The organism is Vibrio cholerae ATCC 14035 (assembly GCF_000621645.1).
GTDB lineage: Bacteria > Pseudomonadota > Gammaproteobacteria > Enterobacterales > Vibrionaceae > Vibrio > Vibrio cholerae.
Window position 1 is genome coordinate 319,447 of sequence record NZ_JHXR01000001.1, and the last position, 20,731, is coordinate 340,177.

At 46.1% G+C, this 20,731-nt stretch carries 16 protein-coding genes; 7 read left to right on the forward strand and 9 right to left on the reverse strand.

Translation table 11 applies throughout. The features are described 5' to 3' along the window. Window positions 1–54: 54 nt before the first annotated feature. Entirely contained in the window at window positions 55–795 is a 741-nt protein-coding gene (gene pflA, locus T411_RS0101565; RefSeq protein ID WP_000103941.1) for a pyruvate formate lyase 1-activating protein, read from the reverse strand. 332 nt (window positions 796–1,127) lie between these two features. On the opposite strand from pflA, the gene T411_RS0101570 reads away from it, so the two are divergent. Beyond that, a complete protein-coding gene (locus tag T411_RS0101570; RefSeq protein ID WP_000383589.1) occupies window positions 1,128–3,008 on the forward strand; it encodes a methyl-accepting chemotaxis protein in 1,881 nt (626 codons plus the stop codon). A 17-nt stretch (window positions 3,009–3,025) separates the two neighbouring features. Here T411_RS0101570 and T411_RS0101575 read toward each other — a convergent pair whose 3' ends face one another. The 3 genes from T411_RS0101575 to T411_RS0101585 all read right to left on the reverse strand — a co-directional run bounded on the left by T411_RS0101575 (window position 3,026) and on the right by T411_RS0101585 (window position 8,273). Continuing rightward, window positions 3,026–4,012, reverse strand: a complete 987-nt coding sequence (locus T411_RS0101575) for a lipid A deacylase LpxR family protein (protein ID WP_000836383.1) — start codon at window positions 4,010–4,012, stop codon at window positions 3,026–3,028. A gap of 177 nt (window positions 4,013–4,189) precedes the next feature. Beyond that, the gene (pflB, locus tag T411_RS0101580) at window positions 4,190–6,466 is read right to left on the reverse strand and encodes a formate C-acetyltransferase (RefSeq protein ID WP_000840420.1); all 2,277 of its coding nucleotides are present in this window, start codon (window positions 6,464–6,466) and stop codon (window positions 4,190–4,192) included. 265 nt (window positions 6,467–6,731) lie between these two features. Next, window positions 6,732–8,273, reverse strand: coding sequence for a DUF3360 family protein (locus T411_RS0101585; RefSeq protein ID WP_001286252.1), 1,542 nt, complete (start codon window positions 8,271–8,273; stop codon window positions 6,732–6,734). Window positions 8,274–8,989: 716 nt separating this feature from the next. Between T411_RS0101585 and T411_RS0101590 the strand changes: the two genes are divergently transcribed. The 4 genes from T411_RS0101590 (at window position 8,990) to T411_RS0101605 (ending at window position 12,289) form a co-directional block, all read left to right on the forward strand. Next, the gene (locus tag T411_RS0101590; RefSeq protein WP_000133012.1) at window positions 8,990–9,760 is read left to right on the forward strand and encodes an ABC transporter ATP-binding protein; all 771 of its coding nucleotides are present in this window, start codon (window positions 8,990–8,992) and stop codon (window positions 9,758–9,760) included. 184 nt (window positions 9,761–9,944) lie between these two features. After that, window positions 9,945–10,721, forward strand: coding sequence for an ABC transporter substrate-binding protein (locus T411_RS0101595; protein ID WP_000759076.1), 777 nt, complete (start codon window positions 9,945–9,947; stop codon window positions 10,719–10,721). 147 nt (window positions 10,722–10,868) lie between these two features. Beyond that, window positions 10,869–11,609 (forward strand): ABC transporter permease, encoded by a 741-nt coding sequence (locus tag T411_RS0101600; RefSeq protein WP_000886237.1) that lies wholly within the window; start codon window positions 10,869–10,871, stop codon window positions 11,607–11,609. Between the two features lie 2 nt (window positions 11,610–11,611). Next, on the forward strand, window positions 11,612–12,289 hold the full coding sequence (locus T411_RS0101605) for an ABC transporter permease (RefSeq protein WP_000347798.1): 678 nt from the start codon (window positions 11,612–11,614) through the stop codon (window positions 12,287–12,289). A 58-nt stretch (window positions 12,290–12,347) separates the two neighbouring features. Here T411_RS0101605 and xthA read toward each other — a convergent pair whose 3' ends face one another. Then, window positions 12,348–13,154 (reverse strand): exodeoxyribonuclease III, encoded by an 807-nt coding sequence (xthA, locus tag T411_RS0101610; protein WP_000864799.1) that lies wholly within the window; start codon window positions 13,152–13,154, stop codon window positions 12,348–12,350. Between the two features lie 197 nt (window positions 13,155–13,351). Between xthA and T411_RS0101615 the strand changes: the two genes are divergently transcribed. Next, entirely contained in the window at window positions 13,352–15,472 is a 2,121-nt protein-coding gene (locus tag T411_RS0101615; RefSeq protein WP_001249010.1) for a methyl-accepting chemotaxis protein, read from the forward strand. A 23-nt stretch (window positions 15,473–15,495) separates the two neighbouring features. On the opposite strand, the gene rsmS is transcribed toward T411_RS0101615, so the two are convergent. From rsmS to dinG, 4 genes are read right to left on the reverse strand one after another with little or no spacing between them, the layout of a single operon-like run. Then, entirely contained in the window at window positions 15,496–15,708 is a 213-nt protein-coding gene (rsmS, locus tag T411_RS0101620) for a pleiotropic regulatory protein RsmS (RefSeq protein ID WP_000106914.1), read from the reverse strand. Further along, complete coding sequence (locus T411_RS0101625) at window positions 15,709–16,257, reverse strand: primosomal replication protein (protein WP_001925011.1); 549 nt, start codon at window positions 16,255–16,257, stop codon at window positions 15,709–15,711. Beyond that, the gene (locus tag T411_RS0101630; RefSeq protein WP_001881611.1) at window positions 16,257–17,033 is read right to left on the reverse strand and encodes a sulfite exporter TauE/SafE family protein; all 777 of its coding nucleotides are present in this window, start codon (window positions 17,031–17,033) and stop codon (window positions 16,257–16,259) included. The genes T411_RS0101625 and T411_RS0101630 overlap by 1 nt, the downstream gene beginning before the upstream one ends. A gap of 40 nt (window positions 17,034–17,073) precedes the next feature. After that, window positions 17,074–19,149: an ATP-dependent DNA helicase DinG gene (gene dinG, locus T411_RS0101635; protein WP_000956389.1), complete on the reverse strand. Its 2,076-nt coding sequence runs from the start codon at window positions 19,147–19,149 to the stop codon at window positions 17,074–17,076. Window positions 19,150–19,657: 508 nt separating this feature from the next. Between dinG and ompT the strand changes: the two genes are divergently transcribed. Continuing rightward, the gene (gene ompT / locus T411_RS0101640; protein WP_000751972.1) at window positions 19,658–20,692 is read left to right on the forward strand and encodes a porin OmpT; all 1,035 of its coding nucleotides are present in this window, start codon (window positions 19,658–19,660) and stop codon (window positions 20,690–20,692) included. Window positions 20,693–20,731 lie beyond the last annotated feature (39 nt).

The window sequence follows — 20,731 nt, forward strand, 5'->3', positions numbered from 1 at the left end:
AAAAAAATACCAACCTGAGGTTGGTATTTTTTACGATAACGTCGAGAGGATGAATCAATATTTTACGTTTGAGTGATACTGCTCAAGGATCGCTACGATTTTATCCATGGTTTCTTTGCTTGGCGGATTCACGCCTTCCAGTGGATATTCTTCGCCCATGGCTTCCCATTTGTGTGCGCCAAGTTTGTGGTAAGGCAGCAGCTCAATTTTCTCGATGTTTTCCATGTCTTTAATAAACTCACCCAGTTGATGAGCAGATGCTTCATCATCGGTGTAACCTGGAACCACCACGTAACGCAACCAAGTTTTTTGACCAATTTGATGCAGGTAGCGCGCAAAATCTAAGGTGCGTTTGTTAGACACGCCAATCAAATCTTGGTGGATCTCATCATCCATCTGTTTGATATCGAGCATCACCAAATCAGTCACTTCCAACACTTCGTCAATCACAGGTGTGAATTTACGCACGTAGCCATTGGTGTCTAAACAGGTATGAATACCTTCGGCTTTCGCTGCGCGGAAAAAGTCACGCACAAATTCGGGTTGCAGCATGGCTTCCCCACCAGAGCAGGTGATGCCGCCACCAGAAGCGTTCATAAAATGGCGATAAGATTTCGCTTCTTTGATGATTTCCTCAACCGTGACTTCACGACCCGTATGGGTATCCCAAGTGTCTCGGTTATGACAATACTTGCAGCGAAACAGGCACCCTTGCAGGAAGACAATAAAGCGGATTCCTGGGCCATCAACAGTGCCACAAGATTCGAAAGAGTGAATTCGACCAATGGTAGACATGAGCGCTTCTCAGTTATGTAGTTTGGCCGTTATTTTATTACAAATAGCAGGGATTAAATAGGTTTATCTCCCTGATAATTGGTCGCATCACCAGTGACAGCAAGGGCTGGTGGGCATTTGGACTCTTTTCTCCCTTCTTCTCATCCTGCTCAGTTGTGCTCTTATGTATCCGACTCTCTTGGAGACGAACAATCAATTTCAGTGAAAAATGGGTAAGTTCGGCATCCTAGGTCTAAACTTTTGCTATCCATAAGAAAGAGTATCTGTTGTCAGTGGGCAAGCTGGCGAACTGAACAGTGCAGTGATGCAGTATTTAAAAAGGAAGTGAAAAGATGGATGTAACGCAACTTTCACAAAAGCAAAAAATCACCTTATTTATCCTTGTACTTTGCTTGGGCTTCATCGGGTTAGCGGTTTTTACCGCGCAAAGTTTATCTAAGATGAACTCGCAGTATCAACAAAGTGGCGATGTGACCGCGGGCTCTGCGGCTTTATTTGCGACTCAAGCACAGCTGTTTGAGTTAGCCGCTGAGCGTGAACATCTCTCGTCAAACAAGGTGTCTGAGATTAAAACGCGCTTGGCTCAGCTAATGCAGAAAGTGGAAGGGGATAAGCGCTTTCTTGCCGAGAATAACTTTGCTAATGAAGGTAACGCTTTACAGCAAGCGGTGCAGGCTTTTAACGACGATATGCAGCCGTGGCTTGAGATTAAAGGCGAGCTTGGTTTTAACGTCGATGATGGCAAGTTGGCCGAGCTGAAAAAACTGGCGGTGACTATAGAAAAGAAAATTGATGAAACCGGTATGGTAACCATCAATTCCGATTTTCAAGCTATGATCAAAGCCCAGCAAAATTACTTACTACAACCGAATGAACAAAATTTGCGCTTATTTAATCGGGCGTTAGCGGGTTTTGTCAGCATGTCGCAATCCTATGCCATGCTCGATCTGTATAAAGCGGAAATTGAGCAGTTTAAAACCACTTTTTTGCGAGTCAGTGAGCTGTCGCAGCAAGTCAAAGATATCGAAAAAAACTTACTCAGTAGTGAAGCAACAGCGCAAGGTGTGATTGAATCAAGCGCGCAGCGTCTAGAAGAGGTGAGTAGTCGTTATCAATCGTTAGCTGAGAAAGCGGGCGAGCAAACCTTGCTCTCTATTTTAGTCGCTTGCGTGATTCTGGCAGTGTTGACCGTATTGCTGTTTATGATGGTGAGTTTCTCGCTATCTAAAGCGTTAACACAGATAGGCCGCGTATTAGAAAAGCTCTCTTCTGGCGATCTCTCTCAGCGCTTAGCTCTGATATCCAATAAAAAAGATGAGTTTAATCAGTTAGCGTTTGCGGTGAACAAGAGTTGTGAAAACCTCGGCGGCCTAGTGCATGTCGTGCAAGATCGTAGTGTGGCATTGTCAGGGGATGCTGTGGCGCTCAATCAAGCGATTGATAATCTGGTACGCGGTCAGTCTGATGTGATGGATCAAACCCAAAGGCTCGCGTCAGCAACCGAAGAGGTCAGTTTAACCACGCAGCAAGTCTCTCATTCTCTCGAAGTGGTCGCCAATGTGAGTAAAGCCTCGACTTTAGCGGCTGCGGAAGGCAGTAAAGTTATTAGTGCTGCGATTGGCTCTTTGCGTGAGGTCGGGAGTATTTTGCAGTCAGCCGCCAGCCATATTCAGCAGCTAGAACAAGCTTCCGCCAAAGTCGACTCAGTGATGGACATCATTAACGGTATCGCAGAGCAAACGAATTTATTGGCACTCAATGCGGCGATTGAAGCTGCTCGTGCGGGTGAGCAAGGACGCGGATTTGCGGTTGTCGCCGATGAGGTGCGTAGTTTAGCCGTCAGAACGGTGAATGCGGTGAGCGAAATTTCCGGCACGATAGAAACTATGAAAAAAGAGAGTGCGGAAGTGATTTTGTTTATGAACCAATCCGAGCAGACCATGGAAGAGGGGCAAAGCAAAGGCAATCAAGCCATGCAAGCGTTACAGCGAATTACCCAAGGGACGGATGAAGCCGCATCGCAAACGGAAAGAATTTTTTCGTCGATAAAAGAGCTGTCCGCAACCAGCCAAGCAATGGCCGAAAGCATGAGCCAAATTTCGAGTGCGATGCAAGCGTTGGAGTCGTATAACACTCAACTGCGTGTGACCAGCCGTGAAGTTGAGACACGCGCAGAGAGTTTAGAGCATGATTGCCGATGCTTTACGTTGTAGAGCCTCGATTGTCCACCCTAGAAGAAGGCGTACAGCGCCACGTTACCGGTACCGCTAATCGACTCTTTATCTTCTTTAAATTCAGGAGTGTTAGCGGTGAAGGTTAAACTGGCCCCAAAACTACGAGCATACATAGCAAAACCGACCACAGCAGTGGCTTGCCATGGCTCAATATGCACTTGGTAATACTCGGCGGGTTGATCTAAGCCATTCAGCGGTCTGTCACCTTCAATCGTCACATCGTTAAATCGATAGCGACCCTCGATGCCGGTGAACACAAACCAGCCTTGGTTGGATGCCCCAATCATGCCGGGGGTAAACGGATTCTCAACCGAAATTTGGGCTGCGCCAAAGTTGTTTTCTAAATCGGTTCCCCAGCGCAACATGAGTCCAGAGGAAAGGTCACTGCGAAAGTTGCCGATATTCACTTCAGAAATATTGGCCAGCTCTAACTCTGTACCGGCTAAAGCATGGTAACGACCCCAGTTAAAATGGGAGCGATAACCTAGGCTACCCACCAATTGATCTTCCACTTGGTATGCCCAGCCATTGGGCTCATCGGATTTCGTAATGCTGTGCACCAATTTTTGCGCTTCTTCTGACAAAGCGCTTTCCCCTGTCATCCCTAAGGTGAGATTGAAGCGTTGTGCTTGTTGTGGATGTAGGCTTAAGTAATTGAACTCAGTGTGTAGATAACCTGCATAAGGGCGTTCGTTCGGCTGTGGTTTGGTCAATTCAATATCAGAAGGCGTCCACATCTTATGCCCGAGGGTGAATTCCCATTTGTCCAGACTGGGAGCGCCCCAAATGGATAAACTGAGCGGTTTTGCAAGCCAATAAGGGGTAATGGCGCCAGAGGTATAGCTTAGGAAAAGGCCATTAGTGTAGTTTTGATCTACCCCGAATACACCGTCGTTATCGATGCTCAGGGAGAAGGTTGAAGTCTGCGCCGCAGCCGCGTAAGTGCTGATGAACAGTAAAGGTAAATAGCGAATCGATTTCATGGTTAGCGAACTATGTCTCGGAGAAATAAAACAAAAGCTCATTAATCATGAGCCATTGTGGCGAATAAACCTAGTAGAGAAGAACACAAATGTGTCGTGAGATACAGAAATAAATCCTGTTGCGCGGAAAAACAAAAAGCCCCGTCGAAACGGGGCTTTGAAGAGGCTTACTGAATCTTATAGAGATTCAGTGAAAGTACGAGCAATAACGTCTTGTTGTTGTTCAGCAGTCAGAGAGTTAAAGCGCACTGCATATCCAGATACACGGATAGTCAGTTGTGGGTACTTCTCTGGATGCTTAACTGCATCAAGCAGAGTGTCACGGTTCAGAACGTTAACGTTCAGGTGTTGACCACCCTCGATGCCTGCTTCGTGGTGGAAGTAACCGTCCATCAAGCCAGCTAGGTTCGCACGCTGTGAGTTCTCATCTTTACCCAGTGCATTTGGCACGATAGAGAAGGTATAAGAGATACCGTCTTTCGCGTGAGCAAATGGCAGTTTACCGACGGAAGTCAGAGACGCTACCGCCCCTTTCTCGTCACGGCCGTGCATTGGGTTTGCACCCGGTGCAAATGGCGCACCTGCACGGCGACCGTCTGGCGTGTTACCTGTCTTCTTGCCGTATACCACGTTTGACGTGATAGTCAGGATAGACTGAGTTGGTACTGCGTTACGGTAAGTTTTCAGTGAACGGATCTTGTTCATGAAACGCTCAACCAGTTCACAGGCGATGTCATCAACGCGTGAATCGTTGTTACCGAATTTTGGATAGTCGCCTTCAATTTCAAAATCGATAGCTACACCATCTTCGTCACGAATTGGTTTTACTTTCGCGTACTTGATAGCAGACAGTGAGTCAGCCGCTACAGACAGACCTGCGATACCACACGCCATAGTACGACGTACATCACGGTCATGCAGCGCCATTAGAGCCGCTTCGTAGCTGTACTTGTCATGCATGTAGTGGATGGCATTCAGTGCAGTGACGTATTGTGTTGCCAGCCAACCCATGAAGTGATCCAGCTTGCCCCATACATCGTCGAAGTCGAGCACTTCGTCGGTGATCTTAGGCATTTTTGGACCCACTTGGATTTTCAGTTTCTCATCCACACCACCGTTGATTACATACAGCAGCGTTTTAGCAAGGTTAGCGCGAGCACCGAAGAACTGCATGTGTTTACCAATAACCATTGGTGATACACAACATGCGATAGCGTAGTCATCATTGTTGAAGTCAGGACGCATCAAGTCATCGTTTTCGTACTGGATAGACGAGGTATCGATAGACACTTTCGCACAGAACTTCTTGAAGCCTTCAGGCAGTTGCTCTGACCACAGGACAGTGATGTTTGGCTCTGGAGATGGACCCATGGTGTACAGTGAGTTCAGGAAGCGGAAGTTAGTACGTGTTACCAGCGTACGACCGTCTAGACCCATACCACCCATAGATTCGGTTGCCCAAATTGGGTCACCAGAAAACAGCTCATCGTACTCAGGAGTACGTAGGAAACGAACCATACGCAGCTTCATGACGAAGTGGTCGATCATTTCCTGAGCTTCTACTTCAGTGATCTTGCCGGCTTTCATGTCGCGCTCAATGTACACGTCCAAGAAAGTAGAGGTACGGCCAAGAGACATTGCAGCACCGTTTTGAGATTTCACTGCCGCTAGGTAGCCGAAGTAAGTCCATTGGATTGCTTCTTGTGCCGTTTCAGCAGGGCGAGAAATATCGTAACCGTATTTCGCAGCCATCTGTTTCATTTGGCCAAGCGCACGGTGTTGTTCTGCAATTTCTTCACGCAGTTGCATGGTCATTTGCAGATCTTCGCCGTTTTCAAATTTTTCCTGCAGAGACTTGAACTGAGCCAGTTTGTCTTTCATCAGGAAGTCGATACCGTACAACGCTACACGACGGTAGTCACCGATGATACGACCACGGCCGTAAGCATCTGGAAGACCAGTCAGAACGCCAGATTTACGACAAGCCAGAATTTCTGGAGTGTAGATGTCGAATACACCGGCGTTGTGCGTTTTGCGGTATTCAGAGTAGATTTTTGAAACTTGTGGATCCAGTTCACGACCGTATGCTTTGCATGAACCTTCCACCATACGGATACCACCATTAGGGATGATTGCACGTTTCAGTGGAGCATCGGTTTGTAGACCAACGATCTTTTCAAGATCTTTGTTGATGTAGCCAGCGTCGTGAGCTGTGATGGTAGAGATAAGAGAAGTGTCGAAGTCAACAGGAGCGTGAGTTGAGTTTTCCTGTCTGATACCTTCCATTACTTTAGCCCAAAGCTTGTTGGTCGCTTCAGTACCTTCTGAGACTAGGAAAGATTCGTCGCCTTCGTACGGTGTGTAGTTCTTTTGAATAAAATCACGAACGTTAACTTCGTTTTGCCAGTCACCTGCCGCAAAACCTTCCCAAGCTTTAGCAAATTGCTCTGCCATGACATACCTACCTTTATGAGTAGAAAAAACACGTACTGTTTTCGCCGTTGAGCCAGCTATCCCCGAAGGGAGCAGTACACTCTTCAATAACGATATCCAAATTCACACTGTGACTATTTGAATATGGATATCGCTATTAGTTCCTTTAATGGAGCCACTCTACGCTAAAAATTTTTCGTAAACCTTAAACTAAATCAATAAAAGTTAAAAAATTAAAATAAAGTTTGGGTAGCGCGGTCAGCGCTACCCAAATCAAGAATGGTGATTACAACCAAGCTTGCAGACCGTATTGGCTTTCCAACATGCCAACAGCAAGCATAGCAATCAAACAGATGATTAGCACACCGCCCGGGATCACAACTTTATCGATGAAGGACAATTTTGCTGCGCGCTCTTTGTCACCAATCAGACCGTTGTTGTCCAGTAGCATAGTCAAAGCCCAAGCCAGTACAGGGTTTACTACCGCTGAACCGAAAATACAGATACCTGCTGCTTGTGAATCTTTGGTGTTTTTGATCATTTGCATACCCGCTTCCAGCAGAGGTAGGAATACACCGACTAACAGAGCACAGCGCATAACTGGTGGCCATACGGCTGCATCCATTGGGAAACCAAGAATTGCAATCGTCATCACCAAACAGCCAAGGATAATGGCACCACCTGGAATTGGGCGTTTCGCAATCGCCGCTGGGATCATGTAGGTACCCCAAGAAGAGGTGATGTTACCGCCACCCAGCGCTGTACCCACCATTTGACGGATAGAACACATAGTCATGGTGTCATCCACATCCATCAGTACTTTTTCAGTACGTTTTGGATAGTTCAGCTCTTGGAAGATACGGTGGCCTAGGAAATCGGGTGACCACATGGCAACCGCCAAAATCGCAAATGGCAATGAAGCGATGAAGTGTTGTAGTGTTGGCATACCCAACATCCAACCTTGCTCAGTGCTGCCCCACCAGTAAACTGGGTTCAGGTTTGGCAATCCCATTTGGGTTTCAAATTTCAGGTCAAAACCCGCACCCAAGGCAAGCGCAATCACAAGGCCAGTAAAGGCACACACCGGAATCGCCAACCAGCGCAAGTTAAACTTAGCGAGCAGAGCATAAATCACGATGTTCACGCCGAGCACGACAAGACCAATGTAGCCCATGCTGCCTGCCGCAACGTCGGCAGATTGCAAGCCAACGGCCCATTCTTGTATCGAGGTGATTTGGCTCATCGTCCCGGTAAAACCGAGGAAGATCAGCAAACCGCCTGCCGTACCCTCAGAGGTGAGGTTGACCAGTTTGGATCCACCTTTGAAATAGCTGAGCAAAAGACCGAAAACGCCAAGGAGGATAGCAAGTGCGAGAGGGTGTGCGCCGGCCAGAGCGATAGAGCCAATCAGAGGAATCATTGGACCGTGGTTGCCAGCGAGGTTGGCACGAGGGTTTAAGAAACCTGAAGCAATCACACAGAAGAACAGCGCAGGGAAAAGCATTTCTACGCGAGCAACTTCGATAGCAAATTCTTTGCCCAAGTTAATATGGTCCCACGCTTGAGTCAGGCCGTCAGCCCAAGACATCATTACTGCGGAGTACATAGAGATAATGCCGATGGTACCCGCTAGTGCAGGAACTAAGTCTTCCAGCTCAAAGCGGAAATCTCGCCCAGGTAAATTGAGACCAAAGCGGCGTGGCTTCATGATTTGCAGTTCATGATCCAGATATTCTGAGCGAGTTGCAAACTCAGACGCAGGACGGTGAAGCTCCCGGTAGCTTTTCGTCTCAATGTCTGAGCGCTCTTTGTTCATAACGTCTGACATATGATTCCTCATATTTGTAAAAGTAAGTAATTCAGTGGTGAATACTGTTTAATTGCATGAATAAAGAAAGTGTTGAAGCGTTTCTGACACGAGTCAAATGGGCTACTTCTAACACAAATACTGATCATTATGATGACCTTATATTTGTGGCGAGTTTAACGTGCTTATCAATAAGGGCGATTGATCTTGATCACTTTAAGAATAAATATGAAAGAAAACTACACATGCCTAGTGATATCAGACACATAGGGGGTATTTGCTTTGAAATATTTTTTCATCTTGCGAGTTTTATTACGCTTTAAAACGTTGAAAAAGGCTCAGAAAAATGCACGCTTTGCTAACAGTAGAAGTCAGAATGTGTACCGAATGTGACTTTGTTAAAAATTTATTAATAAAATTATTTGGCAAAAATGACTATTTATTAACCTTTTTGGATTCATGTTATTTAGCACTGCAGATAAACGGTAAATCAGCGAGTCCGCGTGAGTATCGATAAATTAAGCGATGGGAGTGCAAGGTCAGAGTCAATACTGGCATTGTTTTCAGTAAAAAGAGAACAAGACGAATTCACTTATATTTGCATTTGTGTGCAAATTAAATCGCTATTCAGTCATATTTGATGGGTTAATAATTTGTTGCGCGGCTCTGGGTTGAGTGTTAGCTTGTTTCAAAAATGAACAGTGAAGTTCATCGATATAGACAGGGAGCGTTAGCGCATGACGGATGTACCCGCGCTTGAAATTAAGAATTTACACAAAACTTTTGGTCAGAATGAAGTGCTGAAAGGCATCTCTCTTCAAGCACAAAAAGGCGATGTTATTTCCATCATTGGATCGTCAGGTTCTGGCAAAAGTACTTTTCTTCGTTGTATCAATTTATTAGAAACTCCCACTGCGGGTGAAATCTGGGTCAAGGGCGAACTGATCCAGATGAAAACCACGCGTCAAGGCACAGTGCAGCCCGCCAAAGAGAAACAAGTGCAGCGCATCCGTTCGCGTTTAGCCATGGTGTTTCAGAGTTTTAATCTTTGGTCACACATGACCGTGCTTGAAAATGTCATTGAGGCTCCGGTACACGTTCTCGGCGTGCCCAAAGCGCAAGCTATTGAGCAAGCGGAGCGTCTACTGCGCAAAGTTGGTTTATACGAACGTAAAGACTATTACCCTGGACACCTTTCGGGTGGTCAACAACAGCGTGCGGCGATCGCTCGGGCTCTTGCCGTAGAGCCTGAAGTCATGTTGTTTGATGAGCCGACTTCAGCACTCGATCCTGAACTCGTCGGTGAAGTACTGGGCGTAATGCGAGATCTGGCAGAAGAAGGTCGCACTATGTTGGTTGTGACACATGAGATGGCGTTTGCTCGTGATGTCTCAAATCATGTGATGTTCTTGCATCAAGGCAAAGTAGAGGAGCAGGGTAAGCCTGAAAAACTGTTTAAAAACCCTGATTCTGAGCGGTTGAAGCAGTTTATTTCGTCTATTTATTAGATGGGCAAATAGAGGCATCTATGGTTTCGAAAGATGAGGTCGTCGGTTGCTATGGACACGGTGGTTACCGATAAGAATAGTGCGCAGTCGAACCTGAGTCTCAAAGAGTGAATTTCAAGTAACACATTGATATTAAAAAAATAGTAAACACAACATTAAGACAAACAATCACAGGAGTATGGATATGAAAAAGTGGTTAGTTGCGACAGCATTAATTGCCACAACAATCAGTGGGGTAACGCAAGCCAAAGAATGGAAAACGGTGCGTTTTGGTATTGAGGGCGCTTATCCTCCGTTTAGCTGGACAGAAGCCGATGGCTCTTTGAAAGGGTTTGACGTGGATATGGCCAATGCGTTGTGTGCGGAGATGCAAGTGGAGTGCAAAATCGTGCCACAGGATTGGGATGGCATTATTCCTTCACTGTTAGCGCGTAAGTACGATGCCATTATTGCAGCGATGTCGATCACTGAAGAGCGTAAAAAGAAAGTGGATTTCACTGGTAAGTACGCTCAGATCCCGAACAAGTTTATTGCTAAGAAAGGCGCGGATTTAGCCTTCACTAAAGAAGGTTTGAAGGGCGTGAAAATTGGTGTGCAGCGTGCGACCACTCACGATAAATACATCACTGACAATTATGGTGACACGGTCGATATCGTGCGTTATGGCTCGTTTGATGAAGCGTATTTAGACCTTGCCAATGGCCGGATCGCCGCAGTATTAGGGGATGCCTCCGCATTAGAAGAGGGCATGCTCAACAAACCCGGTGGTGATGCTTATGAATTTGTTGGCCCTTCACTGACAGACCCCAAATGGTTTGGCGAAGGTATGGGCATAGCGGTGCGCAAGCAAGATAAAGAGCTAACCGAAAAACTCGATGCGGCGATTACGGCACTGCGTGAAAAAGGGATTTATCAACAAATACAAGCTAAATACTTCAAGTATGACGTTTACGGTGAATAAAAGCGCTTCTTATCACTTCGAGTTGCCGTCCACAGGACGGTAGCTTGAAATCATGGATTCGCGATTAAAGCTCACAGTATTTCGGGTTGTTGGCACTCGTTCCTGATGTCACCAACAACCCGTAATCCAACTCAGGGAACGAGTCATATGCTGGATTTACAAGGCTATGAAGCCTCTATTCTGAAAGGCGCGCTGCTGACTATTGAAATTGCCGTGCTGTCACTTTTGCTAGCGATGCTGCTAGGCATGTTAGGCGCACTCGCTAAAATGGCACCCTACCGCTGGGCTCGAGCCATTGCGACACTCTATACCACCATCATTCGCGGTATTCCGGATTTAGTACTCATGATGCTGATTTTCTTTGGTGGGCAGATTTTACTCAACAATGGTCTCAGTTGGTTTAATGAGTTCATCAACCAATGGCTGACAGCCCGAGATCCGAATCATGAATGGGTAGCCTATCTGCCCGATTATGTAGATATCAGCCCTTTTGTCGCGGGCGTGTTAACCATCGGCTTCATTTTTGGGGCTTATATGGCGGAAACGTTTCGTGGCGCGATCCTTGCCGTGGATAAAGGTGAACTCGAGGCGGCGAAAGCTTACGGCATGAGTGCTGCCATGAGCTTTCGGCGAATTTTATTACCGCAGATGATTCGCCATGCTATTCCTGGTTTTGGCAATAACTGGCTGGTGCTGCTGAAAACGACCGCTCTTGTCTCAATCATCGGCCTTGAAGATATGGTACGCATCAGTTCACTGGCGGCTGGCTCGACCAAGATGCCGTTTACCTTTTATATGGCGGTGGCCATCATCTTTCTATTTTTTACCAGTGTGTCGACCGGTTTGCTCAAGCTGCTAGAACGTAAATTCAGTATTCATACGAGGTAAAGATGGACTTTTCTCTGATTATCGACAGTTTGCCTATTTACCTAAGTGGACTTTGGACCACTGTCTGGCTAGTGAGCCTTTCACTCGTAATCGGCTTGCTGTGCGCCATTCCGCTGGCGATTGCCCGAAATAGCAAGCAAAAATGGTTTAGCCTTCCGGCATGGGGATACATCTATTTTCTGCGTGGAACGCCACTCTTAGTGCAGCTTTATCTGATTTATTACGGTATGGATCAGTGGTTTCCGGTCAAAGATACTTTATGGGAGCATGCTTGGTTCTGTGCTTTGGTGGCCTTTATCTTAAATACCTCGGCCTATACGGCGGAAATTATCCGTGGGGCGATCAACGGGCTTCCGAAAGGCGAGGTGGAAGCCGCCAAAGCTTATGGTATGAGCCGTTTTCAAACTTACCAAAGAATTATTTTACCTAGTGCGCTGCGTCGTTCCTTACCTGCTTACAGTAATGAAGTGATTTTTATGCTGCATGGCAGTGCCGTGGCAGGGATCGTCACCATCATGGATTTGACTGGCGCGGCACGATTAGTCAATTCTCGATACTATGCGCCATTTGAAGCTTTTTTGAGTGCAGGGCTGTTTTATATGGCGCTGACTTTCATCATTTTGTGGTGTTTTAAACAGGCGGAACAACGTTTTCTTGCCTACCTAAAACCTCGCAGCTAAATAAAAAATCCCCATCAATGTCGATGGGGATTTTTAAGTAAGCCGTCAGAGCACTCGATTACTTGAATGTTGTCCAGATAGGCGCATGATCGGAAGGTTTATCGATCGCACGTAACTCATAATCGATGCCAGCCTCTTGACAAGTTTCAGCCAGTGTTGGTGTTGCCAAAATCACATCGATCCGAAGTCCACGGTTGTCTTCAAAGCCGCGTGAGCGGTAATCAAACCACGAAAATTGGTCACTGACGTCAGGATGCAATTGGCGGAAAGTATCGACCAATCCCCAATCTAAAAGCGTTTGTAACCACTCACGCTCTTCTGGTTGAAATGAACATTTACCTGTTTGTAACCAGCGTTTGCGGTTGGCTTCGCCGATACCAATATCCAGATCGAGTGGGCTGATATTGATGTCACCCATCACGACCAGACGCTCTGAATTACTGCGGTGTTCACGCAGATAGGTCATCAAATCACGATAAAACTGACGTTTGTAAGGAAACTTGGTTTCGTGTTCGACGTTATCACCTTGTGGGAAATAGCCATTGAGAATGGTGGTCTTCTGCCCATTCTGATCAGCGAATGTCGCCATGATCATGCGCTTTTGGTGTTCTTCATTGTCGGTTGGAAAGCCTTTGATCACTTCGACAGGCGTTTGTTTGCATAAAATGGCCACACCGTAGTGCGCTTTTTGACCGTGAAAATAGACTTGATAGCCCATGGCCTCGACTTCTTGACGAGGAAACGCCTCATCATGGACTTTGATCTCTTGTAGGCCAATCACATCAGGTTGATGCTTGTCGATCAACGCTTGCAGTTGATGCAATCTGGCTCTGAGTCCATTTATGTTGAAGCTGATAACTTTCATTGCGATTCCTTTTGGTTGACTTGGGACTGATGTTATCACCTAAGCTCGGGATCTCAAGTCCGGCGAATTATTGGTTCAATAGTGAACCAACAAAGTAAGCAAAAGGTAACAAAGTTGTTGTTTAAAAGAATCAATAGACTTATTTTTAGCCTTATCACTCGATATACATGTCTAAAACGCAAACATAAGGATGTTGTATGCGCCAAATTTCTGTTCAGTGGAAAATCACACTACTTGCGGGGCTTTGTCTGGTTTTTACTTCTCTCGCTTTAATCGGTTTTTCAATCTACAACGCGCGTGCGAGCCAGCAAACCGCCAAGCTGCAAAGTTCGGAGTCTGTCATTGATAAATCACAGCAACTGCTGCAAACCGGTGCTTTATTGAACGCGACAGAGATTTCAGAGTACCTCAGTGAAGCGATATATCGTGCGGAAATGTTGGCCGCGAATGCTCTGTTTTTGAAAAATAATTCAGAAGAAAACTTCGGTGAAAGTGAGGTGTTACGCACGTCGCTTGATGAAATGGTGCGTAAATCCGTACTTGGCTTTGACACCATAGAAGGCGCTTATCTGGTATTTCGTCCCAATATGCTCGACAGTGAAGATTCCAATTATGTTAATGCAGATTATGTTGGCTCAAACGATATTGGTCAGTTTGCCGCCTACTGGACCAAGGCGGCAAATGGGCAAAACGTGATTTCCCGCGTATTAACTCAAGCGCAACTCACAGAAGAATCGAATAAGGAGCGTTTTGTCTGCCCGATTGAGCAAGCATCGCCCTGTATTACATCGCCGCGCATGGTGGAGTTTGAAACGGGACGCTATCTGGCCACGTCGCTGTCTGTGCCGATTTTGATTGATGGTGTCGCCATCGGCTTTTATGGCATTGATCTGACGCTCGCGCCTTTGATTGGTATCACTCAAAAATCCGATAACAACCTGTTTGATGGACAAGGTAAAGTGTCGATTGTCAGTGAAAACAATGCGTTAGTGGCGAGTGATGCTGCTTTTTTAACCCTTGGCGAAACTTTTCAAAGCGAGAACCTCAGCCGCTCAACGGTGAGTTCATTGTTGCAGGCTGGGCAAGTCAACACTCAATGGAGTGAAGATGGACAATGGTTAGTGGTTTTTGCTCCTATCAAAGTGGCGAATCAAAACTGGGGTATCATTTTTGAAATGCCACGTCAAAGTGTCATGCAAGATGCCGAACAACTGGACATTTTACTTACAGAACAACTTGAGCGCGGCATTCGTAGTGAATTGATGGTGGGTACGCTTATGGTCGTCGTGGGGCTATTGGTGGTCGCTCTTATGGCGATGCGTTTGGTGAGACCAATTCGAGCGGTTGCTGAACGATTACAAGATATTTCCTCTGGTGAAGGGGATTTAACTCAGCGTTTGCAGGTGAATTCTGCCGATGAAATTGGCCAACTGGCACAGGGCTTTAACCTTTTTATGGATAAGTTACAGCCGATCATCCGCCGAGTTGTGGATAATACGGGACAAGTCGTGAGTACCACCGAGCAGGTCAAAAGTACGGTTGAATCAACGCGCCGTAGCAGCGAAGCGCAATTTAAAGAAGTCGACAGTGTGGCAACCGCCGCAGAGGAGATGACTCAAACCTCAGCACATGTTGTCGAGAATGCTCAGCGTGCGGTGAATGCGGCGAGCGATGCTCAGCGAGCTGCCCAAACAGGGGATGAAGTGATCCGCCATTCACAGATGCAGATGAACCAGTTGGTGGACAGAATGAATCTTGCCGTTCCTGTCGTGGAAGAGTTAGCACGCAACAACACTGGGATTATTGAAATCTTAAGTGTGATTGAAGGCATTTCAGAGCAAACCAACTTGCTTGCATTAAATGCGGCGATTGAAGCGGCTCGAGCTGGAGAGCAAGGCCGCGGTTTTGCTGTTGTTGCCGATGAAGTGCGCAGCCTTGCTAGTCGTACTCAAGCTTCTGTTGGTGAAATTCGGTCCGTTATCAACAAAGTTGAATTGGGTACGCAAGATGTCGTGAAAGCGATTCAAGGCAGCAATGAAACCGCACAAGCTACGGCAGAGCAAGTCGCGGATGCAGTTACTCAGCTCAACCGAGTGTTTTCGGCGATTCATGCCATCAACGAGATGAGTCATCAAATCGTGCAAGCTGCGCAAGATCAGCAGACGGTATCGGCTCAAGTGACTCAAAGCGTGGTCAATATTCGCGATTTAAGTGCGCAAATTCTTTCAGAAACGGAAGCATCCGAAAAAGTGGGAGAGCAAATTGCGCGGTTGTCGTTTGAACAACAAACTCTCGTCGGGCAGTTTAAAGTGAACTGAGGCCAAGCGTTGTCAGACGAGAGTTACTCGTCTGACAGGGGGGCGATGGTTTTTGGTTGAATGCTGGGTGATACTGCAGCGTCTGCCAGTTTTTGTTCAAAATCGCGTTTGACGATCTCAAGCGCAGCAAGCGCGATCTGGGGTTCAATCGCATGAGACTCTAATAAAAAGATAAGATCGACCGCGAGTTTGATCTCATCAGAGGCTTCATTCAGTGGAATCGATGGAGTCGACATTTACGCTTTTCTCTCTTGAGTGGTAATTCGTTTCTCAATTTTTATTTTTGCTTCACGGCAGCGGTTGAGTCGCTGCTCGGATTGCAACAGAGCTTGCTGAGCCGCCGCTTTTTCTGTTGCCGAGGCTTGCTCAAGCAACAGGGCTTTATCACGCACCAAATCCATCAAACGCCGTTCCCAATCTTGATGTTGAGCCAGCTCCTGATAAAGCTCATTAATGGGTTTTTTAAAATAAGCGTGCGGTTTCGGTTCGTTACGACGCACATTTTGAGTTGAAAGCTCACGAGTCAGTGCAGCGATTTGTGCAAGTAGCCGTTCAGATAAATATTCCGCGCGCAATGCCGTCAAACGTCCACTCTCTTTTTCACGGATTAAGGCTTGCAGTGTTGAATGAGCTTCTTCAACACAAGGTGTTAATAGCTTTCCGTGGCAATGGAATAACACCTCATCAAATAATGGGCGATGATGTTCACCACGTTGACGGTCGAGCTGGGCGGCAGAATGCTTGAGCTCGTTGAGAATCGTATGAAATTTGCTGTAGCTCTCCATCATCCCACCCACCATGCGTCATAAGCCAATTTCCCCGCCAAAATCGTGACCACTAAAATAAATAGGGGACGGATAAACGGAGCTCCAAAGCGAATGGCTGAGTGAGCTCCGACGTACGCTCCCGCCATCAAACAGACTCCCATCGTCAAACCCAACAGCCAATCAATATGACCGAGTAGGGCAAAAGTCACCAGTGAGGTGAAATTACTGGTTAAATTCATAGCTTTGGCAAGTCCCGAAGCCAGCAGGATATTGAAGCGATACAACGCCATTGAGCTGACCGTCCAGAACGCGCCAGTGCCAGGACCCGCTAAGCCATCATAAAATCCTAGCCCTATGCCTTGCAGGATCTGCTTGCGATGCAATTTAGGGCATGGTTCAGGCGTGACACTTTGTTCCGTTTGATGGGGGCGATGTAAAACCGTATATAAAGCCGCAGCCAGAATAATCAGCGGGAGTACTTTACGTAGCCAATCCGTGCTGATCGCATCAACGGCCAAAGTGCCCAGTATGGCGCCAATCAAGGTTGCAATAAAAGCGCGTTTCCAACATGCAGGATCAAAGAGTTTTTGACGATAGTAAGTCCATGCCGCGGTTGATGAAGCAAACGTCGCAGCTAATTTATTGGTTCCCAAAGCCAAATGAGGCGGTAAACCTAGCGAAAGTAGCGCTGGTACGGTCAACATTCCGCCGCCGCCTGCGACCGCATCGATAAATCCGGCAATAAAAGCAACAAGAGCCAGCACCATTATCGTGGTGGGTTCTATCCATTCCATCAAAAGCGCAATCCTAATTGTGGTGAGTTAATCGTTATTATCAGTATTCAATCGTGCGCTTAAAGGGCGGTAAGGCATCCAACAACGCTTTTCCGTAACGCTTTGATACTACCCGCCGATCAAGGATGACCACTCTACCAGAATCTCGCTCTTTGCGCAGTAGACGCCCAACAGACTGGATGAGCTTTTTGCTGGCTTCAGGAACGGTAATTTGCATGAAAGGGTTACCGCCCAGCTCTTGAATATATTCGGCATGTGCTTGTTCTACCGGAGAGGTTGGAACGGCAAAGGGGATTTTGGTGATGATCAGATTTTCGAGGAGTTCACCGGGCAAATCTAGACCTTCCGAAAAACTTCCAGTGCCAAATAAAACACTGGTTTTCTGTTTTTCAATCAGCTTTTTATGTTTATTTAGAATTTCTGATCGAGATTTCTCACCTTGCACCTGCAGTGCCCAACCACGTTTTGTGAACTCGACTTTTAAAGACTCTGCCACTTCACGCATTTGCCAATAAGAAGCAAAGAGGACCAAATTGGCTTTGTCAGCTTGCAGATAACACAATACTTTTTTGGCTAAATAGGCAGTATAGCCCTCGGCTTGTGGCTCCATTTCCATTTTTGGGATCAGCAATTCACCTTGCGTAGGGTAATCAAATGGCGAGGCTAAAGCTAAAAATTGCACTCCATCTTCCGCTTTGTCACTGATCCCAGCTTGCCGACAGAAGAAGCCGAATGAATTTAATGCTCTTAAGGTTGCAGAAACTAATATCGCGCCCACACAGCGGCTCCAAAGCTGCTGATCCAGTTGCCAGCCGATTTCGAGTGGCGAAACACTGACTAAATAGTCACCTTCTCGTTCAGGACTGACTTCAAGCCAGCGTGCTAAAGGGGCCCCTTTATCTTTGTTAGGTTTTGCCATCAGTTGCCATACTTGGGTCAAGTTTTCTAGACGTTGTACGTAAAACCCCAATTCGCCCAACGCAGGTTCAGCGATGCGTGTTGCAAGTTCGCCTTCTTTTACTTTTTCAGCAATTAAATCAGCTACTTTACTCACAGATTGCATCGCTTTTTGTGATGACTTACTAAGTGCTTGTGACTCATCAGCCAGCCATTGTGGTAACTCGCCGTGCTCAAAACGGTAAATTCCCTCAACAAATTGTTCAGCCATAAACTGTTTGGGTAACTGATTCAAAGTCGGGATTAAGTACTGTATCGCCGTGCGCGCCTCTTCAGCGAATCGCTCGGCACGTTTTTCATCACCTAGAGCGGTGAACTTGGATAAGGATTGATTGAGCTTTTCTAGCCAGCTTGCGGCTCCTTTTAACGTCGCGGCTGCCGATGCATGCTCGCGCGCGACCGTAGGGAGATGGTGCGCTTCGTCAAAAACATAAATCGTTTCTTCGGGTGCGGGGAGGATAACGCCCCCACCTAAGTCCGCGTCGGCCATCACTAGACTATGGTTAGCAATAATCACATCGGCCTTATCCAGTTCTGAACGTGCCTTCTGAAACGGACAGTGGCGATGAACACTAAAGCTGCCATTACAACTATGTTTATCGCTGACAATGACTGACCACAATTCATCACTAATCGGACTTGGCCAGCCATCACGGTCACCATCCCATTTCCCTTGGCTTAGGGCAGTATGCAGCTCTGCAAGCAGCTCTGTCTCATGAGGTTTGGGTTTACTTTCAAATAGCGCGATTTGCCCATCATCAATCCCACAGGCTGCGGCTAAACGTTCGCTACAACAATAACGTTGACGGCCTTTCGCAAGAATAAATGAGAAGTTTTGATCACTGATCCTGCGATAAAGCGGTAAGTCTTTATTGAGCAGTTGCTCTTGAAGAGCCACTGTGGCTGTGGAGATCACGACTTTCCGCTTATTCACCACCGCCACAGGGATAACCGCCATTAAATAGGAGAGAGACTTTCCTATGCCTGTTCCTGCTTCGGCCACTAACATTTGAGTCGATTTGTGATAAGCCCCACAAAGGGTTTTGGCCATCTCGGCAACTAGGAAATTTTGAGCGCGACGAGGAATGAAATTTTCCAATTGATTTTGTAGATTTTGATAACTGTTGCGAATGGAATCTTGAATGTTTTTTGTCAGCATAGAGGTGTCCAAAGTACGATGGCGCGATGGTAGCACAGATCACTGAGTGATACCTACTTCACGAAATCGTATGCTTTTAATAGAAATCTAGATCTTGTTCACAAATAAAAACTGAACCTTCAGAGACTTAAATTTATTTTGTTTTATAAAAAATATATAGCTCCAAATCCTAGGTTTGATTTTTATTAATATCCTAATTTCGCCATTTAAATGTTAATTTTTGGAGTTTTATTCTGGTTTTCTGTCGGGTTGTAATCCTGTGATTTCGTCTGTTTTTGTTAAGAACTAAGCCGAAAAAAATCATGAAATAAATGTAATTTATTGAATTTTAAGGTTTTATGTTTTTTTCTTTGTTTTTTTTATGGTATTTGACATGCAGAATATTCTTTTGCAATCTTAACCACGAATCTAATGGCGGTGGTGACCAAACAAAGAGTTGGAAAACCACCTTCAAAAAACAGGGAACCGGACAAGGAATTCCCATATTAAGAAAAGGCAGTGGATTAACATGAAAAAAACTCTATTAGCACTCGCAGTGCTTGCAGCCGCAGGCTCTGTAAACGCAGCTGAAATTCTAAAATCAGATGCTGGCACAGTTGATTTTTACGGTCAGCTACGTACAGAATTGAAATTCTTAGAAGATAAAGATCCAACAATTGGTTCTGGTTCTTCGCGCGCTGGTGTTGATGCAAACTACACCGTTAACGATAGCTTAGCGTTACAAGGTAAAGTGGAATTCGCACTAAAAGACAGTGGCGATATGTATGTTCGTAACCACATTCTTGGTGTAAAAACTAATTTTGGTAAGTTTAGCTTTGGTAAACAATGGACTACATCTGACGATGTATACGGTGCTGACTACTCTTATTTCTTTGGTGGTACAGGTCTTCGTTACGGCACACTGTCTGATGCACTACACGATTCTCAAGTCAAGTATGTTTACGAAGCTGACAGCTTCTGGGTTAAAGCTGGTTACGGTTTTCCAGAAGATAATGCAAAGCAAGAGCTAGCAGAACTGTATGTAGGTGCAACATTTGGTGATTTGGCTGTGCACGCTGGTGGTGGTCAAAACCGTGATAAAGCATTCAAAGTTGGTAGTAATACGGTTGGCACAACAACCACAGATATTAAAGCTGACGTAACAAATAGTTACTTTGAAGTGACAGGTGAGTACACTATTGGTGATGCACTGATTGGTGTTACTTACTACAACGCAGAACTAGATGTAGAAAATAACCCACTAGTGATCGATGAAGACGCTATTTCTGTTGCTGGTACATACAAAGTTGCTGACAAGACAAAATTGTATGCTGGCTATGAGTATGTAATGCAAGAAGCGAACACTGGCGCAGATGAAGATGGTACTCTTGTTTACCTAGGTGTTGAATACAAATTTGCAAGCTGGGCTCGTGTATATGCTGAGTATGGCTACGGCGATGGTACAACTCTGGGTTACACCAACAAGGGTTCTGACGCAGAAGTTAAAGCAACGAAAGTCGACAGCGCTAATAACTTTGGTATCGGTGCTCGTATCTACTGGTAAGATCTCGAACACGTTTATTGAGAAAGCCCGGCTGCTGCC